The sequence below is a fragment of the Streptomyces sp. NBC_01197 genome, assembly GCF_036010505.1.
GTDB lineage: Bacteria > Actinomycetota > Actinomycetes > Streptomycetales > Streptomycetaceae > Streptomyces.
This window is the reverse complement of record NZ_CP108569.1, coordinates 5,864,081-5,887,232: the sequence shown is the minus strand read 5'-3', so window position 1 is coordinate 5,887,232 and position 23,152 is coordinate 5,864,081. Positions and strand designations below refer to the sequence as shown.

Here is a 23,152-nt window from a genome sequence, read left to right as displayed (position 1 = left end):
GTTCACTCCATCACTCGTGGGCAGGGAGGGGCGGCAGTGACAGAGGCGCAGCACGACGAGCATGCGCCCGACTGGCTGACCGGCGCCGAGCTGGGCATGTGGGAGGCCTTCCGCAACGGCAGTACGTACGATCTGCGCACCCGCAACCCCGTCATGGACAATCCGCTCTCGGCCCGCACCTGGGGCCCCGAGCGCACGGTCCGTGCGCGCGTGGTGGCCCTGCTGCTGCTCAGCGGGCCGCCGGCGCTGGCGGGCCGGGTCTCCTCGCTCAAGCTGACCGGGGTGCAGATCACCGGTGCGCTGGATCTCGCGGGCGGCACGGTCACGCCGTACGTGGAGCTGACCGGCTGCCGGTTCGAGGATGAGGTGCTGCTGCCGGAGTGCCGGGTCACCACGGTCCGGATGGTCGGCTGTGCGATGCCGCGTCTCGAGGCGGCCCGGCTGCACAGCGAGGGCGACCTGCATCTGCCGCGCTGCCGGGTGGCGGGCGGTATCCGGCTGACCGACGCGCAGATCGGCACGGATCTGCTGATCAACATGATGGTGGTGCACCCGGACCGCAAGGGCCGCTCCATCGCGGCCGACGGGCTGTACGTGGCGCAGGACCTGCAGGCCGAGATGATCGAGTCGCACGGCGAGGTGAGTCTGCGTTCGGCGCGGATCGGGGTCTCGCTGAGCTTCAACGGCAGCCGGCTGCTCAATCCGGACGGCCGGCGGGCGCTGAACGCGCCGCAGCTCTCGGTGGAGCGCACGCTCTATCTGTCGGCGGCCGGGGTGGCACCGGATGGTGGCGGCACCACTCCCCCGTACGGCACCGGACCGACCCCGCCGTACGGGACGAGGCTTCAGCCGTTCGAGTGCGTCGGCGGGATACGGCTGGACGACGGGCGGTTCGGGGACGCCCTCGACCTGCGGAGTGCGAAGTTCCGTATGCATCGCGACCAGGAGCTGTCGCTGCGCCGCATCCAGACCCCCGAGCTGCGCTTCCTCGGGGACCGCCCCGAGCAGGGCCGGGTGGTGCTGTCGGGCGCCAAGGTGGTCAACCTGGTCGACATGTCGACCAGCTGGCCCGGCCCCGGCGGTCTGGCGATGGGGGGCTTCAGCTACGAGAACCTCATCCCGGTCGGCAGCTTCCCGCTGGAGCAGCGGCTGGAGTGGGTGACGGCGGCGACTCCGGAGTACGCGCCGGAGCCGTACGAACGGCTGGCGTCGGTGCTGCGCAACAGCGGCGAGGACGCGGACGCCCGCGAGGTACTGCTGGCGAAGCAGCGCAGACGACGCGAGACGCTGCCGCTGGCCGCCAAGGTGTGGGGGTACCTCCAGGACTGGACGGTGGCGTACGGCTACCGGCCGGGCCGGGCCGCGCTCTGGATGGCGGTGCTGTGGGCGGCCGGAACGGTCGCGTTCTCGCACTACCGCCCGGAGCCGATGAGCCGGGACGGGCATCCGCAGTGGAACGCGGCGCTCTACGCGCTGGACCTGCTGATCCCGGTGGTCAACCTCGGCCAGGACGGCTACTGGAAGCTGTGCGGCGGCTGGCAGTGGGCGGCCGCCGCGCTGATCGTGCTCGGCTGGATCCTGGCCACGACGGTGGCGACGGGCGCCACGCGTCTGCTGCGCCGGAGCTGACGGGCCGGGTGCGGTGGCGGTGGCGGTGCGTTCCGTCCGGGGCGGGGAAGCCCCTGGCGGACAGGCCCGCGGCCGGGAAGTCCCGCGACCACCACCCCCCGCGTCCGGAGCGCGATCGCGTCCGGGAAGTCCGGTCCGCCCCCTTACCTCTTTACCGCTCCTTGACCACCCCGCGTACAACCATCGCCCCGATACGAAAGCTTCACGTCCTGCCCCTGGCGCCCTCCTCACCTGCGGTTTTCAATGGTCCGCACCATGTCCCTCATTACGTCTCTGCCCTCCCTCCGCACCATGCCCCTGCGCTCCCTGCGCTCCCTCACCGGGACGGGGCGCCGCCCGCCGCACCGGCCCGCCGCCGGGGCGGCCGACCACCGCGACGACGAGGTGCTGCTCGACGTCCCCGACGCCCGGCTGGCGCCCGTGCTCGTCGCGGCGGCCGAGGGGGACCACGGACCGGCGGCCGGACTGCTGGCCGCCACCCGCGCCACGTCCGGGTGGGAGGACCGCGACCGCTACCTCACCCGGCTCGCCGCCTTCGCCCTCAGCAGGGATGAGTGGCTCTCCGGCTGGCTCGCGGCCTCGCCGCACGACCCGGACGCGCTGCTCCTCGCGGCCGGCCTCGCGGTCCTCAGGGCCTGGGACTCCCCCGCCCGGGCCGAACTGCTGCGGGAGATCCGCCCACTGGTCGACGCGGCGGCCGCCGGCGATCCCCGGGACCCGGTGCCATGGCGCATCGCCCTGGACCACGCCCGCGGTGTGCACGCCACGCACACCGACTTCGAAACCCTCTGGGAGCAGGCGCTGCGCCGCTCCCCGTGGCACTACGGCTGCCATGTGGCCGCCCTGCGCTACCTGTCGGCGCAGTGGCACGGCTCGCACCGCGAGTGCTTCGACTTCGCGGAGCAGGCCGCCGACGACGCACCGCCCGGATCGCTGGTGCGGGCGCTGCCGGTTCGGGCGGCGTTCGCGTACCTCGCCGGCGGCGGGCGGCCCGCCGCGGTCCGGGAGCGGATCGACGGGGCGGCGGACCGCGCCATCGCCCTGTCCGCCGGTTACGGGCCGGGCGACGCGCTGCTCGCTGAGGTCCGGAATCTGCTGGTGTACGTGCTGGTCAGCCGGGAGAGGTGGGCCGAGGCGGTCGAGCAGTTCCGGCTGATCGGCCCGGACGTGACCTCGTTCCCGTGGGCTCGGCTGAGTGACGATCCACTGGGCCGTTTCCTCGAACTGCGCGGCGCGGCACGCCTGCTGGCCGCTTCCGGGGGCGCGCGGCGGGACAGTACGGGGCGCGCCCGCGGCCGCGGCCATTACGCTTGACCGCTGTGACCACCGCGCGCCTCCCTCTCTTCCCGCTGAACTCGGTGCTGTTCCCGGGCCTCGTGCTGCCTCTGAACATCTTCGAGGAGCGTTATCGCGCCATGATGCGCGACCTGCTCAAGGTGGACGACGAGGCCGAGCCACGGCGCTTCGCCGTCGTCGCCATCCGCGACGGTTCCGAGGTGGCGCCCACGCTGCCCGGGCTGCCCGGCCGCGCCGCGCTGCCCGAGCCGGGCCCGGCCGCCGGTTTCGGCGACGATCCTGCCACCGCCCTGCACCACATCGGCTGCATCGCCGACGCCGCGACGATCCGTGAGCGCGACGACGGCAGCTTCGAAGTGCTCGCCACCGGCACGGCGCGGGTGCGGATCCACTCGCTGGACGCGAGCGGCCCGTATCTGACCGCCGAGGTCGAGGAGCTGCCCGAGGACGCCGGGGACGACGCGGGCGCCCTCGCGGAGGGTGTGCTGCGCGCCTTCCGCGCCTATCAGAAGCGGCTGGCCGGTGCGCGCGAACGCTCGCTCACCACCGGGGCCGAGCTCCCGGACGAGCCCTCGGTGGTCTCGTACCTGGTCGCGGCGGCCACCGTGCTCGACGTACCCGCCAAGCAGAGGCTGCTCGAAGCGCCGGACATCGCGACCCGGCTGCGCGAGGAGCTGAAGCTGCTGCGGTCGGAGACCGCGGTGATCCGGCATCTTCCGTCGCTGCCCGCCATGGACCTGACCCGGGCCCCGACCCACCTCAACTGACCCGAGGAGCGCGCACGTGGCGAAGAAGCCCAAGAAGAGGCAGTCGGGCGGCACGCCCGCCACGGCGGCGCTGACCGCGGCAGGCACGGCGTACACGCTGCACACGTACGAGCACGACCCGGCCGCCGCCTCCTACGGCGGGGAGGCGGCCGAGGCACTCGGAGTCGCCCCCGACCGGGTCTTCAAGACGCTGGTGGCCGATGTGGACGGCGAACTGACCGTGGCCGTCGTCCCGGTCGCGGGCAGCCTGGACCTCAAGGCCCTGGCCGCCGCGGTGGGCGGCAAGCGCGCCACGATGGCGGACCCGGCCGTGGCGGAACGCACCACGGGGTATGTCCTGGGCGGCATCTCCCCCCTGGGCCAGCGCAAGCGCCTCCGTACGGTGCTGGACGCCTCGGCGTCGGCGCACGGGACGATCTGCGTATCGGCGGGGCGCAGGGGGCTTGAGGTGGAGCTGTCGCCCGCGGACCTGGCCGGGCTCACCGGGGCGTTGCTGGCCGTGGTGGGCCGGGCCGCCCAGGGATCGCGGCTGGATCCGGAGCCGGCCTGACCGGGGGGCGGCCCGGCGGCCGGACAGAACACCTAGCGCCGTTCGCCCGGCTCCGGGGCGGGGTCGTCGTACGACAGCGGCGGCAGCGTGGCGGGCGGCGACGGCGGGGTCCACTCCGGCTCGGGGTCGCGCGGTCCGAACACCGCGGTCACCCCCAGGTGCATGATCATCGCTGCCACCGGCCAAGCGAGCAGCGCGCCCTTCGCGGCCAGTTTCAGCGGCGCGTCGAAGGTGACGCCCTTGCCCGCGTGCTTCGCTGCCGCGACCACGTCCTGCGACGGGCCCAGCCAGATTCCGACGCGCCAGGCCAGCAGCGAGCCGAGCAGGCCGCCGACGGCGAGTGCGAGGACCAGCGGCACCCCGCCGCGCCTGCGGAAGAGGAAGACGGCGGCCGCGCTCACCGCGCCGAACGCCAGCCCGAGCAGCGCGAACGTGCCGTCCCCGCCGATCGCCTGCTCGCCCTCCGAGTTCTTGAGGTAGACGGCCTTGCCGTCGGAGATCAGCGGAACGCGCGGCGCGAGCCACATCCACAGCAGGCCGAGCAGGACCCCCAGGACCGTCAGCACGACCGCGACGACCGCGGCCTGCACCAGCTCGGCGCGGAGTCCGGGGCCGTCGTCCGCCGCCTGCTCCGGACCCGGCCAGGGGGTGGCTCCCGAAGGACCCTTCTGCCACGGGTCGTCGTTCGGCGGCTGGTGCGGAGGTGTCAGTGGCGCGGTCACTCTGCCATCGTGCCAGGCGGCCCTGGGTGCCGCCTCACCGGACCGCCGCCCGCCGGTAGGCCCAGGTGGCCACGGCCAGCGAGACGACCCCGACCGCCGCGCACACAGCGAGGTCGGCACCGACCATCGGCCAGTCCGGGTGGCCGCCGAAGGTACGGGCCAGCGCCTCGACCCCGTAGGTGGAGGGCAGCAGATCGCGGGCGTACGCGATCGGCTCCGGCAGCCGGCCGGCCGGGAGCACGCCCAGCAGCAGCGCGGCGGACATCCCGAGCTGGCCGAGCAGAGTGGCGAGTTCCTGGCGCGGCGCGAGCAGCCCGAGTGCGGCGCCGAGCCCGGCGAGCGCCGCTCCCGCGAGCGGGACGACGGCGGCGAGCACCCACAGATGCGCCAGCGGCAGCTGGAAGAGCACGGACCCGGCGACCGCGGTGACGACCGTGCCGGGCACCGTGAAGGAGGCGTACGCGCCGGCGGTCCCGAGCACCACGGAGGCGGGCGGCACCGGCAGGGTGGCGTAGTGGTCGAGCCCGCCGCCGGCCCGCAGCTGCCCGAAGTACTGCGCGAGCAGGTTGAGCGCGACGAACGCCACGACCAGGACGGCCGAGCCCGCCACCACGGCGCGGGCCTCGTCGCCGCCGTCGACGACCCCGCGCATCAGGATCATGATCCCGACGGACTGGAACGTCGCCACGAAGAGCAGCGGGATGCGGGCCACCCGGGCCCGCGACAGCTGGGCCCGGTAGACCGCGGCCAGCGCGGGCAGCAGCCGGGCGCGCGGCGCGAGCGGCTCGGCCTCGGTGACCGCGTCGGCGGCCCCGGCCGGGCCGCCCCGGGCGCCCGAGTCGTCAGGGGTGCGGGACTCGCCGTGCGGCGGGGTCTCCGGGTTCGGCTGCGACTGCGCGGAGACCACTGCCGTCACGCCTTCACCAGCCCGAGGGTACGGCCGCCCAGCGCCATGTACACGTCCTCCAGGCTCGGTGTGGACAGCGTGAAGTCGTCGAGTGCGGCGAAGGCGGGTCCGCCGGTCACCGTGGCGACGGCGGCCCGTGCCTCGTCGGGCGCCAGCCGCAGCACCCAGCGGCGCCCGGACTCCTGCGCGGACTCGCGCAGCGCGGCGACCTCCGGGATGTCGAGCGGCGCCCGCTCCCGCCAGACGAGCTCGACCCGGACCTCGCCCGCGACCTGGGCCTTCAGCCCGGCCGGGGTGTCGCAGGCGATCACCCGGCCGCGTTCGATGACGGCGACCCGGTCCAGCACGGTCTCGGCCTCGATGACGTTGTGGGTGACCAGCAGGACGGTCGCGCCGCGCTCGGCCCGCCGCCGGTCGACCGCGGCCCACACGGCGCGCCGCGCGACGGGGTCCATCCCGGTGGTGGGCTCGTCCAGGACGAGCAGCGAGCGCTCGCCGACGAGCGTCGCGGCGAAACAGGCGAGCCGCCGCTGGCCGCCGGACAGCTTTTTGAGCGGCCGCCCGGCGAGTTCGGTGATTCCCAGCTCCTCCAGCACGGCGTCCCGCTCCCGGCGCGCGTCCGGCACGGAGAGCCCGCGCAGCCGGCCGGTGGTCTCCGCCGCGAGGGCGACGGTCAGTTCGTCGAGTGCGGTGGACTCCTGGCCCAGATAGCCGAGCAGCCGGGCGGCGCGTTCGGGGTGGCGTACGAGATCGTGTCCGAGCACCTCGACCCGCCCGGAGTCGGGCCGCATCAGCCCGGTGAGCTGGCGTACGAGGGTGGACTTGCCCGCGCCGTTGGGGCCGAGCAGTCCGAAGATCTCGCCGCGGCGCACGGTCAGGGAGATCCCGTCGGTGGCCCGCACCTCGGGCGTGGCGGGAGCCCCCCGTCTACCGCGCGCGGCCGGGTACGTCTTCACCAGCTCGCGCACCACGCACACATTGCCCGTACTCACGAGGGACGAGCCTACGGGGTTGGACGGCCCGGAAGGGCGCCGGGGCCGGATGCGCCCGCTTCCGGCAGAGGCCGGTCGGCCCGCCTCAGCGCCCGGTCTGCTCCCCCGCGGGCGCGGGCTCCGCGGCCCGTACGTCGATCTCCCGCCAGAACCCGGCCCTGATCGCGTACCGGTCGTGCTCGTCGATCTGGTCGTCCTTGTGGGCGAGCAGCCCGAACCGGGCCGCGTACCGCAGCAGCTCACCGTCGATCCGGTGCGGGATCCGCGGGTACATGCCCGACAGCTTCTGCACATGGCCGGGGTCCGGCAGCCGCTCCATCCACCGCCTGGCGAAGACCTGCCCCACCTCGAAGGGGTCGCCGCCGACCGTGGTGATGTCCTCCTCGCGGTCCGCCCACCGCTGCTCCGCGGTGGTGACCTGGGCGAGCGTCGGCAGCGAAGCGGTCTCCGCTGGTTCACCGGCCTGGCCGCCGGGGCGCTCGATCCAGCCGCGCTCGGACGACCAGCGCAGCGTCGCGTTCGCCGGCTGCTGGGCGGGCGGCGCTCCGGGGCCGCGCAGGCCGGCGAGGTCCTTGGGGGTGGGGACACCTCCTCTGGCCGCCGCCGCGTGTGCGCGCTCCTCATCGGTCGGCTGCTCGGTGGCGGGTCCCGCCGTCGATACGTTGTGCACGGCCGCGGCCTGCGCCGCCCGCTCGGCCGACGCGGCGAGCGCCGACTCCGGGAGCGGAGCGGAGAGGATCGCGGCGATCTCCGGGCGGGACGCGGAGGCCGGCGTGCAGACCCCGCCGGTCTCCTTGGCCCGTACGGCTTTGGTGATCCAGGCCCGGTCCAGCACCCGGCGCTCGTCCGCCTCGGCTACCAGGTCCTCGGACTGGTTGTAGTCCCCGTCGCCCGCCTGCACCGCCCACAGGTGCACGGCCACGCCGTGCTCCTTCGCGGACATCAGGCCGGGCAGCAGATCTCCGTCGCCGGTGACCAGCACGATGTCCGAACAGGCGCGATTTCTGGCCAGTTCGGTCAGCTCCGCGTGCATCGCGGCGTCGACGCCCTTCTGCGCCCAGCGGCCGTCGCTCCTGGTCAGTGCGCCCAGCCGGACGGTCACCCGCGGCATCACCCGCAGCCTGCGGTGTTCGGGCTGCGGTACCCGGTCGGGGGCGCCGTCGAACCAGTAGATCCGCAGCAGCGGCTGCTCCGTGTCGTCCTCGGCGCGCTCGCGCAGGCCCTGGATGAGCGCCGCGTGGTCGACAGTGATGCGGGAGCGGGCAGGTTCTCCTGCGAGGAGACTCGCGGCGGCTCCCAGCAGGTATCCGGCGTCCACCAGGACGACGCAGCGGTCCACGCGATCCACCCTCTTTCGGGTACCTCGGGAGAAGGAGAAGTGCTTCGGGTTTCCTTCGAGTCTGCCCGACCGCACGAGGGTTAACGGCCGGAACTCGATCATCGGCGTGGCGCAGCGCGAAGTTGGTCCGAAGTGACGCGGGACAAGCCCTCATTACGCACGGTAATGATCCAAAATGCGGCAGTCTGTGCGATATGTGAATCTGGTCGCGGCCCTGGCCCCTAGTCCCCCTCAAGGAGGCATCACCATGGCCAAGCACAAGAACCGTCATAAGCACGACAGTCAGCAGGACCGTTCGTCCGCCGCCGAACGCGGCGGCCAGGACGCCCGGTCCAGCTCGTTCGAGTCGCAGAGTGAGTCCCAGCAGTCGATGCCGCAGGGCAGCCCGTCAGATGTCGCACGTAAGCACCAGAAGCGCTTCGGCCACAACTGATCTTCGCCGTAATGATGTTCGAGGGGCGCGCCGTGCACGGCGCGCCCCTCAAGCGGTCCCCAGGGGGCCGGTCAGCCCGCCAGGCAGGACGGGCCAAGCAGCACCTTCAGATCGCCGAAGAGCGCCGGGTCGGGCTGCACCCGGTGCCGGTCGAGCCTGAGCACCGTGGTCTTGCGGGAGCCCTGGAGCTTGATCCGCACCTCTGAGTTGCCCCGGTGGTGGGAGAGGATCTCGCCGAGCCTGCTGACCATCGGCGGGGTGACCTTCACGGTGGGGATCGTGATCGTCACCGGGGCGTTGGTCCCGGCGGACGACAGGTCCGGGACCTGCATCTCCATGGCGACCAGCCGCGGGATGTCCTCGCGCTTGTCGAGACGGCCCTTGACGAACACCACGGTGTCCTCGACCAGCTGGGTCGACACCAGCTGGTAGGTGGCCGGGAAGAACATGCACTCGATGGTGCCCGCGAGGTCCTCGACCGTCGCGATGGCCCAGGCGTTGCCCTGTTTGGTCATCTTGCGCTGGAGGCCGGAGATGATGCCGCCGATGGTGACCACCGCGCCGTCCGAGTGCTCCCCTCCGGTCAGCGCGGCGATGGCGGCGTCGCTCTTGTCCGAGAGCACGTGCTCCAGGCCGAAGAGCGGGTGGTCGGAGACGTAGAGACCGAGCATCTCCCGCTCCTGCGCGAGCAGATACGACTTCTCCCACTCGATGTCGGAGAACTCCACGTCGAGCCCGAAGCCCGGCTCGGAGCTGTCCTCCTCGCCGCCGCCGAAGAGGTCGAACTGCCCCTCCGCCTCCTTGCGCTTGACCGCGACCACGTTGTCGATCATCGGCTCGAAGTGCGCGGTGAGGCCCTTGCGGGTGTGTCCCATCTCGTCGAAGGCGCCCGCCTTGATGAGCGATTCGGTGGTGCGCTTGTTGCAGGCCACGGCCTCGACCTTGTCGAGGTAGTCGGGGAAGGAGCTGTACTTCCCCTTGGCCTTGCGGGAGCGGATGATCGACTCCACCACGTTGGTACCGACGTTGCGGACCGCGGAGAGGCCGAAGAGGATCACGTCGTCGCCCTGCGCGGCGAAGTTGGACTCGGACTCGTTCACATTGGGCGGCAGCACCTTGATGCCCATGCGGCGGCACTCGTTGAGGTAGATCGCCGACTTGTCCTTGTCGTCGCGCACCGAGGTGAGCAGCGCCGCCATGTACTCGGCCGGGTAGTTGGCCTTGAGGTACGCGGTCCAGTAGGTGACCAGGCCGTACGCGGAGGAGTGCGCCTTGTTGAACGCGTATCCGGCGAACGGCACCAGGACGTCCCAGAGCGCTTTGATCGCCGCGTCCGAGAAGCCCTGCTTCTTGGCTCCAGCCTCGAAGAGCACGAAGTTCTTGGCCAGTTCGTCGGCCTTCTTCTTGCCCATCACACGGCGCAGGATGTCGGCCTCGCCGAGCGAGTAGCCGGCGACGATCTGGGCGGCCTTCTGAACCTGCTCCTGGTAGACGATCAGGCCGTAGGTGAGGCCGAGTACCTCCTGGAGCGGCTCCTCCAGCTCCGGGTGGATCGGGGTGATCTCCTGGCGGTTGTTCTTGCGCTCCGCGTAGTTGATGTGCGAGTTCATGCCCATCGGGCCCGGCCGGTACAGGGCCGAGACGGCGGAAATGTCCTCGAAGTTGTCGGGCTGCATCTGGCGCAGCAGGGAGCGCATCGGGCCGCCGTCGAACTGGAACACCCCGAGGGTGTCACCACGGCAGAGCAGTTCGAAGGTCTTGGGGTCGTCCAGCGGGAGGGCCAGCATCTCCAGGTCGATGCCCTTGTTGGCCTTCACCATCTTGACGGCGTCGTCCATGATCGTCAGGTTGCGCAGGCCCAGGAAGTCCATCTTCAGCAGGCCGAGCGACTCGCACTGCGGGTAGTCCCACTGCGTGATGGTGACGTTGTCCGTGTGCCTGACCCAGACCGGGGCGTGGTCGACGATGGGTTCGCTGGACATGATCACGCCGGCCGCGTGCACACCCATCTGCCGGACCAGGCCCTCGACGCCCTTGGCGGTGTCGATGACCTTCTTCACGTCCGGTTCGTTCTCGTACATCCCCCGGATCTCGCCCGCCTCGCTGTAACGGGGGTGCTTGGGGTCGGTGATGCCGCTGAGGTCGATCCCCTTGCCGAGGACGTCGGCGGGCATCGCCTTGGTGAGGCGGTCGCCCATCGCGTACGGGTAACCCAGCACGCGCGCGGAGTCCTTGATCGCGTTCTTGGCCTTGATCTTTCCGTACGTGCCGATCATGGCGACCTTGTCGGCGCCGTACTTCTCGGTCACGTACCGGATCACTTCGACCCGCCTGCGCTCGTCGAAGTCGATGTCGACATCGGGCATCGAGACGCGCTCGGGGTTGAGGAACCGCTCGAAGATCAGCCCGTGCGTGATCGGGTCGAGGTCGGTGATGCCCATGGCGTACGAGACGATCGAGCCGGCCGCCGAGCCACGCCCGGGACCGACCGCGATGCCGTTGTTCTTGGCCCACATGATGAAGTCGGCCACGACGAGGAAGTACCCCGGGAACCCCATCTGGATGATGATGTCCATCTCGTACGCCGCCTGCCTCTGGCGGTCTTCGGGGACACCTCCCGGATACCGGCGCTCCATGCCGGCCCGGACCTCTTCCTGGAACCAGGTGATCTCGGTGTAGCCGTCCGGGATGTCGAACTTCGGCATCAGGTCACGCTTCTCGAACATGCCGGAGGTGTCGATCTGCTCGGCGACCAGGAGGGTGTTGGCGCACCCCTGCTGCCAGGCGTCCGAGGAGTCGATGGCGTACATCTCCTCGGTCGTCTTGAGGTAGTAGCCGGTCCCGTCGAAGCGGAAGCGGTCCGGGTCCGAGAGGTTCTTTCCGGTCTGGATGCAGAGCAGGGCGTCGTGCGCGCTCGCCTCGTGCGCGTAGGTGTAGTGCGAGTCGTTCGTCACCAGCGGCGGGATGCCGAGCTTCTGTCCGATCTCCACCAGGCCGTCGCGGACCCGGCGTTCGATCTCGATGCCGTGGTCCATCAGCTCCAGGAAGTACCGGCCCTCACCGAAGATGTCCTTGTAGTCGGACGCCGCCTGCATCGCCTCGTCGAACTGCCCGAGCCGCAGCCGGGTCTGCACCTCGCCGGACGGGCAGCCGGTGGAGGCGATCAGGCCATCGGACCACTGGGAGATCGTCTCCTTGTCCATACGCGGCCACTTCTGCAGCCAGCCCTCTGCGTACGCGTCGGACGACAGCTTGAAGAGGTTGTGCAGGCCCGTGCTGTTCGCCGCCCAGATCGTCTTGTGCGTGTAACCACCCGAACCGGACACGTCGTCCCGCTTCTGATGCGGCTGGCCCCACTTGACCTTGCGCTTGTTCCGCCGGGACTCCGGGGCGACGTACGCCTCGATGCCGATGATCGGTGTCACGCCCGCCTTCTTCGCCGAATGGAAGAAGTCGTACGCCCCGTGGAGGTTGCCGTGGTCGGACATGGCGATGTGCGACATGCCCATCTCGTTGCAGGCCTCGAACATGTCCTTGAGCCGCGCGGCACCGTCCAGCATGGAGTACTGCGTGTGGACGTGAAGGTGCGTGAAAGGCGGCTTGGTCACGGGGATGCCTCCTGCGGGACGAGTGGGGGAACAGCGTGGAAGTCTACGTCGGCCCACCGACAGCCGCGGGGCACTCCCGGGTGGCTCCGTGCGTTGAGCCCGTTGGAACAGCTGTCCCTTATGTGATGCACCTGGAGGCACCCGCGATGTCGGTCCCGCAGTCCAGCTCCGAGGAACGCGGCGAGCAGATTCTCGCCGTTTTCGGCGCCGCGTTCGGCGAGCTCCTGGCCGCCGATCCGGCTGCCTTCCGGGTCAAATTCCGGAAGATGGCTGCCTCGGCGTTCGCCTTCTACCGGGGCGCGGCCTGCCTCTTCTACCAGGACCTGGGCGAGAGCGCGGAGGGCGGACCGTATCTGGACGAGCGGACCGGCCGGGTCTGGGTGCACGGCGATCTGCACGCGGAGAACTTCGGCACCTATCTGGACGCCAACGGCCGACTGATCTTCAATGTGAACGACTTCGACGAGGCCTATGTGGGCCCCTTCACCTGGGACGTCCAGCGCTTCGCGGCCTCGCTGGCACTGCTCGGGCACGCCAAGGCGCTCAGCGACGACCAGATCACCGGTCTCGTGGAGACCTATGCCGCCGCCTACCGTGAGCGCATCCGGGTCCTGGCGTCCGGCGCCCAGGACGACGACGTACCTCCGTTCACGCTGGACACCGCGGAGGGGCCGCTCCTCGGCGCGCTGCGCGCGGCCAGGTCGCGCACCCGATTCGCGCTCCTCGGCTCCATGACGGAGATCCGCGACCACGAACGCCGCTTCACCGCCGACAGCAGCGCGGTCGAGCTCGACGCCGCGACGCGGTACAAGATCCTGGCCGCCTTCGACGGCTATCTGGAGACGCTGCCCGAGGAGAGCCTGGGGCGGCCCGAGTCGTACCGGGTGAAGGACGTCGTGGGCCGCAGGGGCATCGGGATCGGCTCGGCCGGGCTGCCCTCGTACAACATTCTCCTGGAGGGCCACAGCGACGCCCTGGAGAACGACGTGATCATCTACATGAAGCAGGGGCAGACCCCGGCGGTCTCCCGGCACATCACGGACCCGGCGGTCCGCGGGTACTTCCGGCACGAGGGACATCGCACGGTGATCTCGCAGCGCGCCCTGCAGGCGCACGCCGACCCGTGGCTCGGCTGGACCGAGCTGGACGGGGCGGGGCAGCTGGTGGCGGAGGTCTCGCCGTACGCGGTGGATCTCGACTGGTCGGACCTGGACGACCCCGAGGAGATCGCGGCGGTCGTCGCCGACCTCGGGCGGGCCACGGCCACCATGCACGCGGCGGCGGACGACGAGAGCGGCCACTCGCTGGTGCCGTTCTCGACGGAGCGCGCCATCGACGCGGCCATCGCGGCCGACGAGGACGGCTTCGCCAAGATGCTGGTGGACTTCGCGCATACGTATGGGGCGCAGACCCGGCATGACCACGCCATATTCGTGGAATTGTTCCGCAATGGGCGGATCCCCGGTCTCTAGACTCAGGAACCTTTAAGGGTCTCTTACCTGCACCCATGGCACACTCGGGGCCGATGGACATATCAGGGACGCAGCTCAGAGCGGTTCGCGCGGCGCTTTTCACAGCGCTGGTCGTGACCCTCTCCTCTGCGTCCCATGTGCTCCTCTCGCAGGTCCCGCTGCCGCCGGTCACCGTAGCGGCGCTCGCCGCCGCCGTCTTCGCCGTGGCCTTCGCGCTGGCGGGCCGCGAGCGGGGTTTCGGGGCGATAGCAGGTGTGCTCATTCCGCTCGAACTCGCCGCCGACACCGTCTTCACCACCGGCCAGCATGTCTGTTACGGCCCGTCGGGCGGCCCCGTCGCCGGGGCCCTGCGCTCGGTCGGGGTGGACGTGCTCTGCGGCGGCCAGGTCGGCACCCCGCTGGCCTCCGTGACCGGTCCCGGCAAGGACGCGGTGGCACTGCTCGACTCACCGGCCCCGGCGCTGCCCTGGCTGCTGCTCGGCGCGCATGTCGCCGTCGGGCTGCTGGCCGCGCTCTGGCTGCGGCGCGGCGAGAGCGCGCTGGCGTCGGTGGCCCGTTCGGTCGGCGCCCTCGCCTTCCGGCCGCTGCTCGTCGCGGTGGCCGTCGTGGGAGCGGTCTGCGCCTCCGTACGGAACGGGGCCCTCCCCGCGCACCGTCCGCGCACCTCGCGCACCCTGCTCCTCGTGCACTCCGTGGGACTGCGCGGACCTCCGTACCCGGCTGCTGTCCTGAGCTGAGTACGCAGTTCCGTTCTGCCCCCACCACGTCCCACGGAGAATCCACCATGAGTGCACGCAACAACCACACCAACAAGGCAGCGGCCCGCGAGCGGCTGCGCGCCGAGCGCGAGCGCCAGGCGAAGAGGGACAAGACCCGCCGGCAGATCGTGGTCGCCGGGTCCATCGTCGTCGTCCTCGCGATAGCCGCGGGCGTCGGTTACGGAGTCATGCAGCTGAACAAGCCCTCCGGCTGGGAGGCGGCGAAGAGCGCCAAGGTCGTCGCGCCGAAGAACACATCGGGCACGGACGGCACCACGGTCGTCGTCGGCAAGGCGTCCGCCAAGAAGACGCTGCAGATGTACGAGGACCCGCGCTGCCCGATCTGCGCGACGTTCGACCAGACGGTCGGGGCGACCGTCCAGAAGGACCTCGACGCGGGCAAGTTCAAGGTCCAGTACATCGGGGCCACGTTCATCGACAACAACGGCGGCGAGGGCTCGAAGAACGGTCTGAGCGCTCTGGGCGCCGCGCTCAACGTGAGCCCCACCGCCTTCGAGCACTACAAGACCGCGATGTACTCGGCGAAGTGGCACCCCGACGAGACCACGGACACGTTCAAGGACGACTCGTATCTCATCAAGATCGCGCAGACCGTGCCCGAGCTGAAGGACAACAAGGCCTTCCAGAAGGCCGTCAACGACGGCACCTATGACGCGTGGGCGATGAAGATGTCCGCGAAGTTCGACAAGAGCGGGGTCCAGGGCACGCCCACTCTGAAGATGGACGGCAAGAAGCTGACCACACCGGGCAGTGACAACGCGCCCATGAGCGTCGCCGGCTTCAACACCGCGCTGGACAAGGCCCTCAAGGCCTGATCCGGACGAGAGGCCCCGGGCCCCGTCCCGGCAGTGCGGCTAGAGCGTTTCGAGGAAGCCGAGTGCGACCCGCCAGGTCCGCTCGGCCGCCTCGGCGTCGTAGTCGGTCAGCCCGGGGTCGGTGTAGAGGTGGCCCGCGCCCGCGTAGCGGTGCACCTCCACATCGGCCCCGATCCGCCGCATCCGCAGATACCAGGCGTTCAGCCAGTCGTGCGGCTCGAACGGGTCGGGGTCGGCGACATGCAGCTGTACGGGCAGCTCGTCCACCGACGCGTCGTCCGCGATGTCCGACGTGCCGTGCAGAAGCAGCAGGCCACGGGCCTTCTCGTCGGCGATGGCCAGATTCTGCGCGAGGGAGCCGCCGAGCGAGAACCCGGCGTAGACGAGGCCCTCGTCGGAGTGCGGAGCGGCGGCCGTCACGGCGCGTTTCAGCAGCTCTTCGGAGCCCAGCTCCTCCTTGAAGGCCATGCCTTCCTCGACGGTCCCAAAAGTCTTACCGTCGAACAGATCGGGCACCCGCACCTGATGACCGGCCGCACGCAGCCGGTCGGCTGCCGCGTGGACGGCAGGCCGCAACCCGTACGTCGAATGGAAAAGGATGATGTTCACGTGGCCATGGTGCCAGCTTCGGCCGGAGGCATGGAGACCGTCCTGCGTCCCCTGATCGTCATCGGCGGCTCGGTGCTGCTGACGCTCGCGGTGGGCTGGCTGGTCGACCGCGCGCTCAAGCGGACCGACGCACGCCATCACGAGACCCCGCTCTGGGGCCTGCTGCGGCGCTGCCGGGTGCCGCTGCAGTCGGTGCTGACCACCGGGCTGCTGCGCGGCAGTTACCAGCAGGTGCGGCTGAAGACGGTGGAGCACCACGCCACCGCGATCGGGCAGCTCCTCACCCTGCTCCTGATCGGCTTCACGGCCTGGCTGGCCCTGCGGATCGCCACGGCGGTCGTCGACTCCTCGTACGCCCGCTACGCGGCGACCACCCGCGACCCGGCCAGGCTCCGCCGGGTCCGTACCCAGGTCACGCTCATCCAGCGGGTGGTGACGGCGATCGTCGGGACGGTGGCCGCGTCGGCGATGCTGCTGACCTTCCCCACGATGCGTACCGCGGGCACCTCGCTGCTGGCCTCCGCCGGGCTCCTCGGCATCGTCGCAGGTGTCGCGGCCCAGTCCACTCTGGGCAACCTGTTCGCCGGGTTGCAGATCGCCTTCGGCGACATGGTCCGCATCGGGGACACGGTGGTCGTGGACGGCGAGTGGGGCACCGTCGAGGAGATCACGCTGACCTTCCTCGCGGTGCGCACCTGGGACGAGCGCCGGATCACCATGCCGGTTTCGTACTTCACCGGTAAGCCCTTCGAGAACTGGTCGCGCGGCGGCGCGCAGATGTCCGGCACCGTCTTTTTCGAGCTCGACCACTCAACGCCGGTTCCGCAGATGCGCGAGAAGCTGCGGGAGATCCTGCACGAGATCCCGTCGTGGGACGGACGGAACTGGTCGCTGGCCGTCACGGACACCAGCCCGAGCACGATTCAGGTGCGGGCCGTGGTCACCGCGAAGGACTCCGACGACATCTGGACCGTGCGGTGTGCCGTACGGGAGCAGCTGATCGCCTGGCTGCGCGACGAGCACCCGTACGCCCTGCCGAAGATCGCGACCGCACCGGCCGAGCTCGCGAAGAACCACTGGGGGCCGGATCTGTTCAAGCACGACCCCGCTCCCAGGACCGGCCGGGGCTGAGGACCGTAGCCGAGTCCGGGGCCGAGCACCGTGGCCGACAGCCCGAACTGACGGCCGGGGCCGCGGAAGTGATACGCGCTACCGCAGGCTGCGCACGTCCAGATGGCGCAGCACCCGGTCCACGATCTCCGGGTCCGCGCCGGGCTCATTGCGGGCGGAGAGCACTTCGTGCCGGGCCGCCGACATCATCTCCCGCTGGATCCGCTGGGTGGTTCTGATCCGTTCGGCCCGCTTCAGATACGCGGCGTGCCGCTCCTCGTCGACCATATCGGGGCTGATTCTGACGCCGATCTCGAACGCACCGCGGGCCAGCCGTTCCATGACCTCCTCGGGCAGCTCCTCGACGTCCTGGATCTCCTTGAGCCGGTGTCTTGCCGCCTTCGCCGCCCGTACCGCCAGGCTCCGTTCGAGTTCGCGCTCGGCTCCGGTGTCCGCGCGGACGCCCAGCCTCTTCACCAGCCAGGGCAGCGTCAGTCCCTGGAAGACCAGAGTGACCATGACCACGGCGAAGGCGATGAAGATCATCTCGCTGCGCGCCGGGAAGGGGCTGCCGTCGTCCTTGGTCATCGGGATGGCGAGGGCCAGCGCAACCGAGGCCACGCCGCGCATCCCGGACCACCACATGACGATGGTCTCGCGCCAGCTGGTGGGGATTTCCTCGTCGTAGTCCCGCAGGGTGTGCAGTCTCTTCGCCAGCCAGGTCGCGGGCAGCAGCCACAGCAGGCGCAGCACGACAACCACTCCCACGGCTGCCGCGCCCCAGCCGATCATCTGGGCCAGATGCCCGTTCGCGGTGCCGAAGACCACATGCAGTTCGAGCCCGATGAGGCCGAAGGTCACCCCGGTGACGAGAGTGTCGACGATCTCCCAGAAGGCGTTGCCCTCCAGCCGTCCCCGTACGTCGTCGGCGTCGGCGGTGTGTTCGGCGAGGAACAGGGCGGAGATGAGCACGGCCAGCACGCCCGAGCCCATCAGCTCCTCGGCCAGCACATAGCTGAGGAACGGAACCAGCAGGGTCAGGCCGATCTGCAGGGTGGTGTCGCCCACCAGCCCCATCAGCTTGTTGGTGAGCCAGCCGAGCGCGAGGCCCACCGCCACGGCCACCACGGCGGAGAGCACCAACTGGCCCGCCGCGACCGGCCAGGAGAACGTTCCGGTGACGGCGGCCGCGATCGCCACGTGGTAGAGGACGATCGCCGTCACGTCGTTGAACAGCCCTTCGCCCTCCAGGATCGAGACGAGTCGGCGGGGCAGCCCGAGCGACCCGGCCACAGCCGTCGCCGCCACCGGGTCGGGCGGCGCCACCAGCGCGCCCAGCGCGACGGCCGCGGCGATCGGCAGGCCCGGCACCATCGCGCTCGCGACGGCGGCCACCGCGGCCGTCGTCACGAAGACCAGCGCCACGGCGAGCAGCAGGATCGGCCGGACGTTGGCCGTGAACTGCCGCCAGGAGGTGCGCTGTACGGCTGCGTACAGCAGCGGCGGCAGCACCAGCGGGAGGATGAAGTCCGAGGGGATGCTGACGTTCGGCACGAAGGGCAGCAGGGCGAGGCAGATCCCGCCGAGCGTCATCAGGACCGGGGCGGGCAGCCCGAGCCGCTCACCGATCGGTACGGAGACCACCGCCCCGATCAACAGCAGGAGCAGCAGTGCCAATTGGTCCACGGGGTGCCCTCCGGGGCGTCGGAATCTCCGTCGGCATCGCTGCCGAGACCTTGACGGTCAGTGGCTCAAGCGTGCCATGCAATGCGCGCGTATCAGCCCAATAGCCCCAGCCGGTCCGGCTTCACCTTCGCCACGCTCCGCCTTTCATCCGATGTCTATGGTGCCCGAGGTCTTCCCGTCCGGTGGAGGCACGGGCACTATGCAGAGTGCATGGATTCAGGGACGAGAACACTCGACACATACCTGACTGGAGCTCATATGCCCTCCGCGCATCGACCGCCGTCCAGGAGAGCAGTCCTGGGGGCCGCGGCGGCGACAGGTGCGGGCGCGCTGCTCACCCTCGGCGCCGCCCCGCATGCGTACGCCTCCACCGCACCGGCCCGGCCGACAGGCCACTCCCCGGGCAGGCGGCTGCCCTTCCTCATGGACATGGTCCAGGCGAACCCGGGCGAGCCGATGACCGAGTCCCGCTACAACGACCCGCGCACCCTTGCCTCGTACGGATATGACGGCCAGGTCATCAACGAGTTCCGCCCGCCGCACACCGGAGTCACCTTCGGCACCGTCGACGATCGGATCTTTCCGGCGGGGTCCGCGGCACGTGCCTGGGTCGAGGAGAACGCCAGGGGCATCGACGAGCACATACGGCGCTCGCACGCCGCGGGCATCGACTCGTACTTCTTCACCGACATCATCGTGCTGCCGAAACGGCTGGTCGAGCTGTACGGGGACGAGATCCTGGACGACCAGGGCCGGATCAGCCTGCACCGCCCGCGCACCCTGGAGATCCACCGCCTGATGCTCCGTGAGGTCTTCGCCCGCTTCCCCGGCATCGACGGTCTGGTCATCAGGACCGGTGAGACCTATCTGCAGAACGTGCCGTACCACACGGGCAACAACCCGATCACAGAAGGGAAGGACAGCCACCACCTGCTGCTCGGTCTGCTCCGCGATGAGGTGTGCGTCCGCGCGGGGAAGCGGCTGTTCTACCGCACCTGGTCCACCGGCGGGGACCCTCTCACCAACGACCCGGCGTTCTACCGCACCGTCACGGACGCGATCGAGCCGCACCGGAACCTGCTGTTCTCGGTGAAGCACACGGCGGTCGACTTCTGGCGGACCGTCGCCTTCAACCCGACGCTCGGCATCGGGAACCACCGCCAGATCGCCGAAGTGGAGTGCGCCCGCGAGTACGAGGCGAAGGGCGCCTGCCCGGACTACATCGGTGACGGCGTCATCAACGGCTTCGAGGAGTATGACGGGCTGCCCGGCCCACAGGGTCTCGCGGATCTCGCCGCCAGCCCGGTGTTCGCCGGGGTGTGGACCTGGTCGCGCGGCGGCGGCTGGCGCGGCCCGTACATCACCAACGAGCTCTGGTGCGACCTGAACATGTGGGTGATGGCCCGCTGGACCCGTGACACCGGGCTCGGCGAGGCGGGCGCTTTCCGCGCGTACGCCCACCGCGCCGGGCTCTCCGGCAGCGCCGTCGACAGCTTCCACCGGCTGGCGCTGCTCTCCGCCGCCGGCACCCTGCGCGGCCACTACAGCGCGCTCGCCAAGGTCAAGCGGCTGACCTGGACCCGCGACCAGTTCCTCGGCGGCTCCGACAAAGACCTCACCGACGACTACCGGGCGATCACCGCCGCGGGCAGCGTCGAGCGGATCCTGGCGGAGAAGGCGCAGGCGGCCCGGATCTGGCAGGAGATCAGCGCGCTCTCCGGCCGGCTGCCGCTGCGCGACCGAGCCGACCGCGAGTTCCTGCGCGTCTCGGCCGGTTACGGCCTGCATCTCTACTCGGTCATCCACCACGGCTGGCAGGTGATGCTGCGGGCCTACGCGGGCGAGCGGAGCCGGCTGATGGCCGCCCATCTGCGGGCATACGACAGCGCCTGGGCCTCCTGGCAGCGACTCGCCGACCGCGAGCCGTCCTGCGCCACGCTCTACCAGCCGCTGGGCTTCGGCCAGAAGGACGCGAACGGGGTGTACGGCGCCGACCCCGACCACGGCATGGGCCCGTCCGTCGACGCCTGCCGGAAGCTGCTCGCCTCATGAGGCACCGGGACCCGCTCACCGGCCCCGTACGGCCCGCCCCCGTATCGAACAGGAGTCACCCCGTGCATGACCTCTCCCGCAGACACTTCGCCGGTACGGCGGCGGGCGCGACCGCCGCCCTCTGGCTGGCCGGGTCCCGCACCGCCTGGGCGGCCCCAGCCGACGGCCGGCCCGGGTCCCACGACCCCGATGTGTACGAACGGACGGCCCGCGCCGCCGCCATGAAGTGGCGGCGGCTGCCCACCGGCTGGCAGGACGCCCCGTTCCTCGCCAACGGCTACCTCGGCGCCCAGCTCTACCGGGGCGCGTCCCCGAACACCCTGAAGCTGATGATCAGCCACACCCAGGTACAGGACCAGCGCGGCCAGTGGCGCGGCGGCACGGGCTACTCCCGGCTGCCCGTCGGGTACTTCACGCTCACCCTGGCCGGGGAGATCACTGCGGTCGACTGGACGCTCGATCCCTACGACGCGGAGCTGCGCGGCACGCTCACCACCACCCGCGGCTCCCTCACCTTCTCCGCGCTCGTCCAGAACGACTCGGGCGCGCTGCTGGTCTCCACCCGCCCGAGCGCGGGCGAGGAGTCCGCTGCCTGGTCCTTCCAGTGGCTCCAGGCCGCCAGTACCCGGCTCATCGACAAGCCGGCCGACTACACACCCAATCCGGACCCGCGGGTGGGCGCCGGCTTCGTCGAACAGCCGCTGCTGGCGGGCGGCGGCTGGACGACGGCCTGGCGGGAGCAGCGCGAGGGGTCGGGGCGGCTGCTGGCCGCGCAGCTCGTCTACCTCTTCCCGGGCGATGTGCGGCAGGCGACCGCGGACGCCGTGGCGGCGGTGGACCGCGCGCTGGCCACCGGCCCCGACCCGCTGGTCGCCCGGCACCGCGAGTGGTGGCACGCCTACTACCGGCGCAGCTTCCTCTCCGTACCGGACAAGCGGCTCCAGTCGTTCTACGTCCTCCAGCTCTACAAACTGGCCTCGGCCACCCGCGCCCAGGGCCCGACCCTGTCCGAGTGGGGGCCGTGGTTCCCGGAGGTCGGCAACAGCTGGACGGCGGTGTGGTGGAACCTCAACGTCCAGATCGGGATGCCCGCGGTCAACGGCACCAACCATCCCGAACTGGACTCGGTGACCCAGGCATTCCGCCGTTTCGAGAAGAACCTGCCGACGTCCGTACCGGCCGCCTACCGGGACGGCCACAACTACGCGCTCGGCCATCCGTCCGACTGGCAGCTGCGGGCGGGCGACAACTACGACGTCGGTGTCCCGGGCTCCGGCCACATATCCGACAACTTCGGCAATCTCACCTGGGCGCTGCACAACGTATGGCTCTCCTACCGGCACACGATGGACCTCGCCACCCTGCGCGACGTGGTGTACCCGATCCTCGCGAAGGCCATCAACTTCTACGCCAACTTCCTGCACGAGGGCGGCGACGGCAAGCTGCACCTGCTGACCACCCGCTCCCCCGAGTACGCTAACGCGGCGGACTGCACCTACGACCTCTCGCTGATCCGCTGGGGCGTCGGTACGCTCATCGATTCGGCCCGGCTGCTGCGCGTCGACGACCCCCGCGCCCGGCAGTGGCGGGACATCGCGGCGCGGCTCACGCCGTACGCCGAGGACCCGGCGGACGGGGTGATGATCGGCAAGGACGTGCCGCTGGCGGACTCGCACCGCCACCACTCCCATCTGCTCTGGCTCTATCCGCTGCGGGAGAGGAAGTGGGACAGGCCGGGCGACCGGGATCTGATGCGGCGCTCGCTGGCCCACTGGACGAGCATGCAGAGCGCCTGGCACGGCTACAGCTACGCCACCTCGTCGTCCATGTACTCCGTGATGGGCGAGCCGGAGAAGGCGCTGGACCAGCTGACCTTCTTCACCGACGGGAACACCGTCGCCGACTGTCAGATGACGCCCAACACGATGTACCGCGAGGGCAAGAACCTCGCACTCGAATCCCCGCCGGCGGCGGTCCAGTCAATGCTGGACATGGCGGTGCAGGGCGACGGCGGGGTACTGAAGGTGTTCCCCTCGGTGTCGGAGCGGTGGGCGGACGCGTCGATCGCCTCCCTGCGCACCGAGGGCGCCTTCCTGGTGGACGCGGACCGCGCGGGCGGCGCCACCCGCTGGATAAGGATCCGGAGCGAGGCCGGCGAACCGCTCACGCTCGACCACGGGATCTCCGGCACGGTGGACGTACGGGACGAGCACGGGCGACCGCTGTCCTGGCACGCGACGGGTCCTGGCCGGATCGCGGTGCGGCTGCCGCGCGGCGCGACGGCCGTGGTCACCCCGCGCGGCGCCCGCGCGTCCCGGGGGCCCAGGGACGTACCGGCGAACGGGGCGGCCGAACCGTGGGGGCTGCCGTCCTGACACCTGGTCAG

The 23,152-nt window shown here is 70.8% G+C and carries 18 protein-coding genes; 11 read left to right on the top strand and 7 right to left on the bottom strand.

Features of this window, described 5'->3' with window-relative positions:
- The first annotated feature begins 36 nt into the window (after nt 1–36).
- The 4 genes from OG452_RS27060 (at nt 37) to ybaK (ending at nt 4,242) form a co-directional block, all read left to right on the top strand.
- Nucleotides 37–1,629 carry an oxidoreductase gene (locus tag OG452_RS27060; protein WP_327298172.1) on the top strand — a complete coding sequence of 531 codons (1,593 nt, stop codon included), beginning with the start codon at nt 37–39 and terminating at the stop codon, nt 1,627–1,629.
- Between the two features lie 291 nt (nt 1,630–1,920).
- Nucleotides 1,921–2,943 carry a hypothetical protein gene (locus tag OG452_RS27055; RefSeq protein ID WP_405565300.1) on the top strand — a complete coding sequence of 341 codons (1,023 nt, stop codon included), beginning with the start codon at nt 1,921–1,923 and terminating at the stop codon, nt 2,941–2,943.
- A gap of 5 nt (nt 2,944–2,948) precedes the next feature.
- Nucleotides 2,949–3,692 (top strand): LON peptidase substrate-binding domain-containing protein, encoded by a 744-nt coding sequence (locus tag OG452_RS27050; protein ID WP_327298170.1) that lies wholly within the window; start codon nt 2,949–2,951, stop codon nt 3,690–3,692.
- Nucleotides 3,693–3,708: 16 nt separating this feature from the next.
- A complete protein-coding gene (gene ybaK / locus OG452_RS27045; RefSeq protein WP_327298169.1) occupies nt 3,709–4,242 on the top strand; it encodes a Cys-tRNA(Pro) deacylase in 534 nt (177 codons plus the stop codon).
- A gap of 32 nt (nt 4,243–4,274) precedes the next feature.
- On the opposite strand, the gene OG452_RS27040 is transcribed toward ybaK, so the two are convergent.
- The 4 genes from OG452_RS27040 to OG452_RS27025 all read right to left on the bottom strand — a co-directional run bounded on the left by OG452_RS27040 (nt 4,275) and on the right by OG452_RS27025 (nt 8,211).
- Complete coding sequence (locus OG452_RS27040) at nt 4,275–4,964, bottom strand: hypothetical protein (RefSeq protein WP_327298168.1); 690 nt, start codon at nt 4,962–4,964, stop codon at nt 4,275–4,277.
- Nucleotides 4,965–4,998: 34 nt separating this feature from the next.
- Nucleotides 4,999–5,880 (bottom strand): ABC transporter permease, encoded by an 882-nt coding sequence (locus tag OG452_RS27035; protein ID WP_405560513.1) that lies wholly within the window; start codon nt 5,878–5,880, stop codon nt 4,999–5,001.
- Complete coding sequence (locus OG452_RS27030; RefSeq protein ID WP_327299798.1) at nt 5,877–6,848, bottom strand: ABC transporter ATP-binding protein; 972 nt, start codon at nt 6,846–6,848, stop codon at nt 5,877–5,879. The genes OG452_RS27035 and OG452_RS27030 overlap by 4 nt, the downstream gene beginning before the upstream one ends.
- A 100-nt stretch (nt 6,849–6,948) precedes the next feature.
- Nucleotides 6,949–8,211, bottom strand: coding sequence for an NYN domain-containing protein (locus OG452_RS27025; RefSeq protein ID WP_327298167.1), 1,263 nt, complete (start codon nt 8,209–8,211; stop codon nt 6,949–6,951).
- Between the two features lie 238 nt (nt 8,212–8,449).
- Between OG452_RS27025 and OG452_RS27020 the strand changes: the two genes are divergently transcribed.
- Nucleotides 8,450–8,635, top strand: a complete 186-nt coding sequence (locus tag OG452_RS27020; RefSeq protein WP_327298166.1) for a hypothetical protein — start codon at nt 8,450–8,452, stop codon at nt 8,633–8,635.
- A 71-nt stretch (nt 8,636–8,706) separates the two neighbouring features.
- Here the strand turns inward: OG452_RS27020 and dnaE are convergent, their stop codons facing one another.
- A complete protein-coding gene (dnaE, locus tag OG452_RS27015) occupies nt 8,707–12,243 on the bottom strand; it encodes a DNA polymerase III subunit alpha (RefSeq protein WP_327298165.1) in 3,537 nt (1,178 codons plus the stop codon).
- A 146-nt stretch (nt 12,244–12,389) separates the two neighbouring features.
- On the opposite strand from dnaE, the gene OG452_RS27010 reads away from it, so the two are divergent.
- The 3 genes from OG452_RS27010 to OG452_RS27000 are packed head-to-tail and all read left to right on the top strand — an operon-like array spanning nt 12,390 to nt 15,309.
- Entirely contained in the window at nt 12,390–13,715 is a 1,326-nt protein-coding gene (locus OG452_RS27010; protein WP_327299797.1) for a DUF2252 domain-containing protein, read from the top strand.
- A gap of 53 nt (nt 13,716–13,768) precedes the next feature.
- Nucleotides 13,769–14,452, top strand: a complete 684-nt coding sequence (locus tag OG452_RS27005) for a hypothetical protein (RefSeq protein WP_327298164.1) — start codon at nt 13,769–13,771, stop codon at nt 14,450–14,452.
- Nucleotides 14,453–14,499: 47 nt separating this feature from the next.
- Nucleotides 14,500–15,309 carry a thioredoxin domain-containing protein gene (locus tag OG452_RS27000; protein WP_327298163.1) on the top strand — a complete coding sequence of 270 codons (810 nt, stop codon included), beginning with the start codon at nt 14,500–14,502 and terminating at the stop codon, nt 15,307–15,309.
- Nucleotides 15,310–15,348: 39 nt separating this feature from the next.
- On the opposite strand, the gene OG452_RS26995 is transcribed toward OG452_RS27000, so the two are convergent.
- The gene (locus tag OG452_RS26995) at nt 15,349–15,918 is read right to left on the bottom strand and encodes a dienelactone hydrolase family protein (protein WP_327298162.1); all 570 of its coding nucleotides are present in this window, start codon (nt 15,916–15,918) and stop codon (nt 15,349–15,351) included.
- A gap of 30 nt (nt 15,919–15,948) precedes the next feature.
- Between OG452_RS26995 and OG452_RS26990 the strand changes: the two genes are divergently transcribed.
- Nucleotides 15,949–17,049, top strand: coding sequence for a mechanosensitive ion channel family protein (locus OG452_RS26990; RefSeq protein ID WP_327299796.1), 1,101 nt, complete (start codon nt 15,949–15,951; stop codon nt 17,047–17,049).
- Nucleotides 17,050–17,127: 78 nt separating this feature from the next.
- Here the strand turns inward: OG452_RS26990 and OG452_RS26985 are convergent, their stop codons facing one another.
- Complete coding sequence (locus OG452_RS26985) at nt 17,128–18,714, bottom strand: Na+/H+ antiporter (protein ID WP_327298161.1); 1,587 nt, start codon at nt 18,712–18,714, stop codon at nt 17,128–17,130.
- A gap of 258 nt (nt 18,715–18,972) precedes the next feature.
- On the opposite strand from OG452_RS26985, the gene OG452_RS26980 reads away from it, so the two are divergent.
- Nucleotides 18,973–20,766, top strand: a complete 1,794-nt coding sequence (locus OG452_RS26980) for a hypothetical protein (protein ID WP_327298160.1) — start codon at nt 18,973–18,975, stop codon at nt 20,764–20,766.
- A 62-nt stretch (nt 20,767–20,828) separates the two neighbouring features.
- Nucleotides 20,829–23,141, top strand: coding sequence for a glycosyl hydrolase family 95 catalytic domain-containing protein (locus tag OG452_RS26975; protein ID WP_327298159.1), 2,313 nt, complete (start codon nt 20,829–20,831; stop codon nt 23,139–23,141).
- The last annotated feature ends 11 nt before the right edge of the window (nt 23,142–23,152 follow it).

Excerpts from the sequence above, each read along its gene's own strand:
- OG452_RS27055 (WP_405565300.1), top strand. The coding sequence starts at position 1,921 with ATGCCCCTGCGCTCCCTGCGCTCCCTCACCGGGACGGGGCGCCGCCCG.
- OG452_RS27020 (WP_327298166.1), top strand. The coding sequence starts at position 8,450 with ATGGCCAAGCACAAGAACCGTCATAAGCACGACAGTCAGCAGGACCGT.
- OG452_RS27010 (WP_327299797.1), top strand. The coding sequence starts at position 12,390 with ATGTCGGTCCCGCAGTCCAGCTCCGAGGAACGCGGCGAGCAGATTCTC.
- OG452_RS27005 (WP_327298164.1), top strand. The coding sequence starts at position 13,769 with ATGGACATATCAGGGACGCAGCTCAGAGCGGTTCGCGCGGCGCTTTTC.
- OG452_RS27000 (WP_327298163.1), top strand. The coding sequence starts at position 14,500 with ATGAGTGCACGCAACAACCACACCAACAAGGCAGCGGCCCGCGAGCGG.
- OG452_RS26990 (WP_327299796.1), top strand. The coding sequence starts at position 15,949 with ATGGAGACCGTCCTGCGTCCCCTGATCGTCATCGGCGGCTCGGTGCTG.
- OG452_RS26980 (WP_327298160.1), top strand. The coding sequence starts at position 18,973 with ATGCCCTCCGCGCATCGACCGCCGTCCAGGAGAGCAGTCCTGGGGGCC.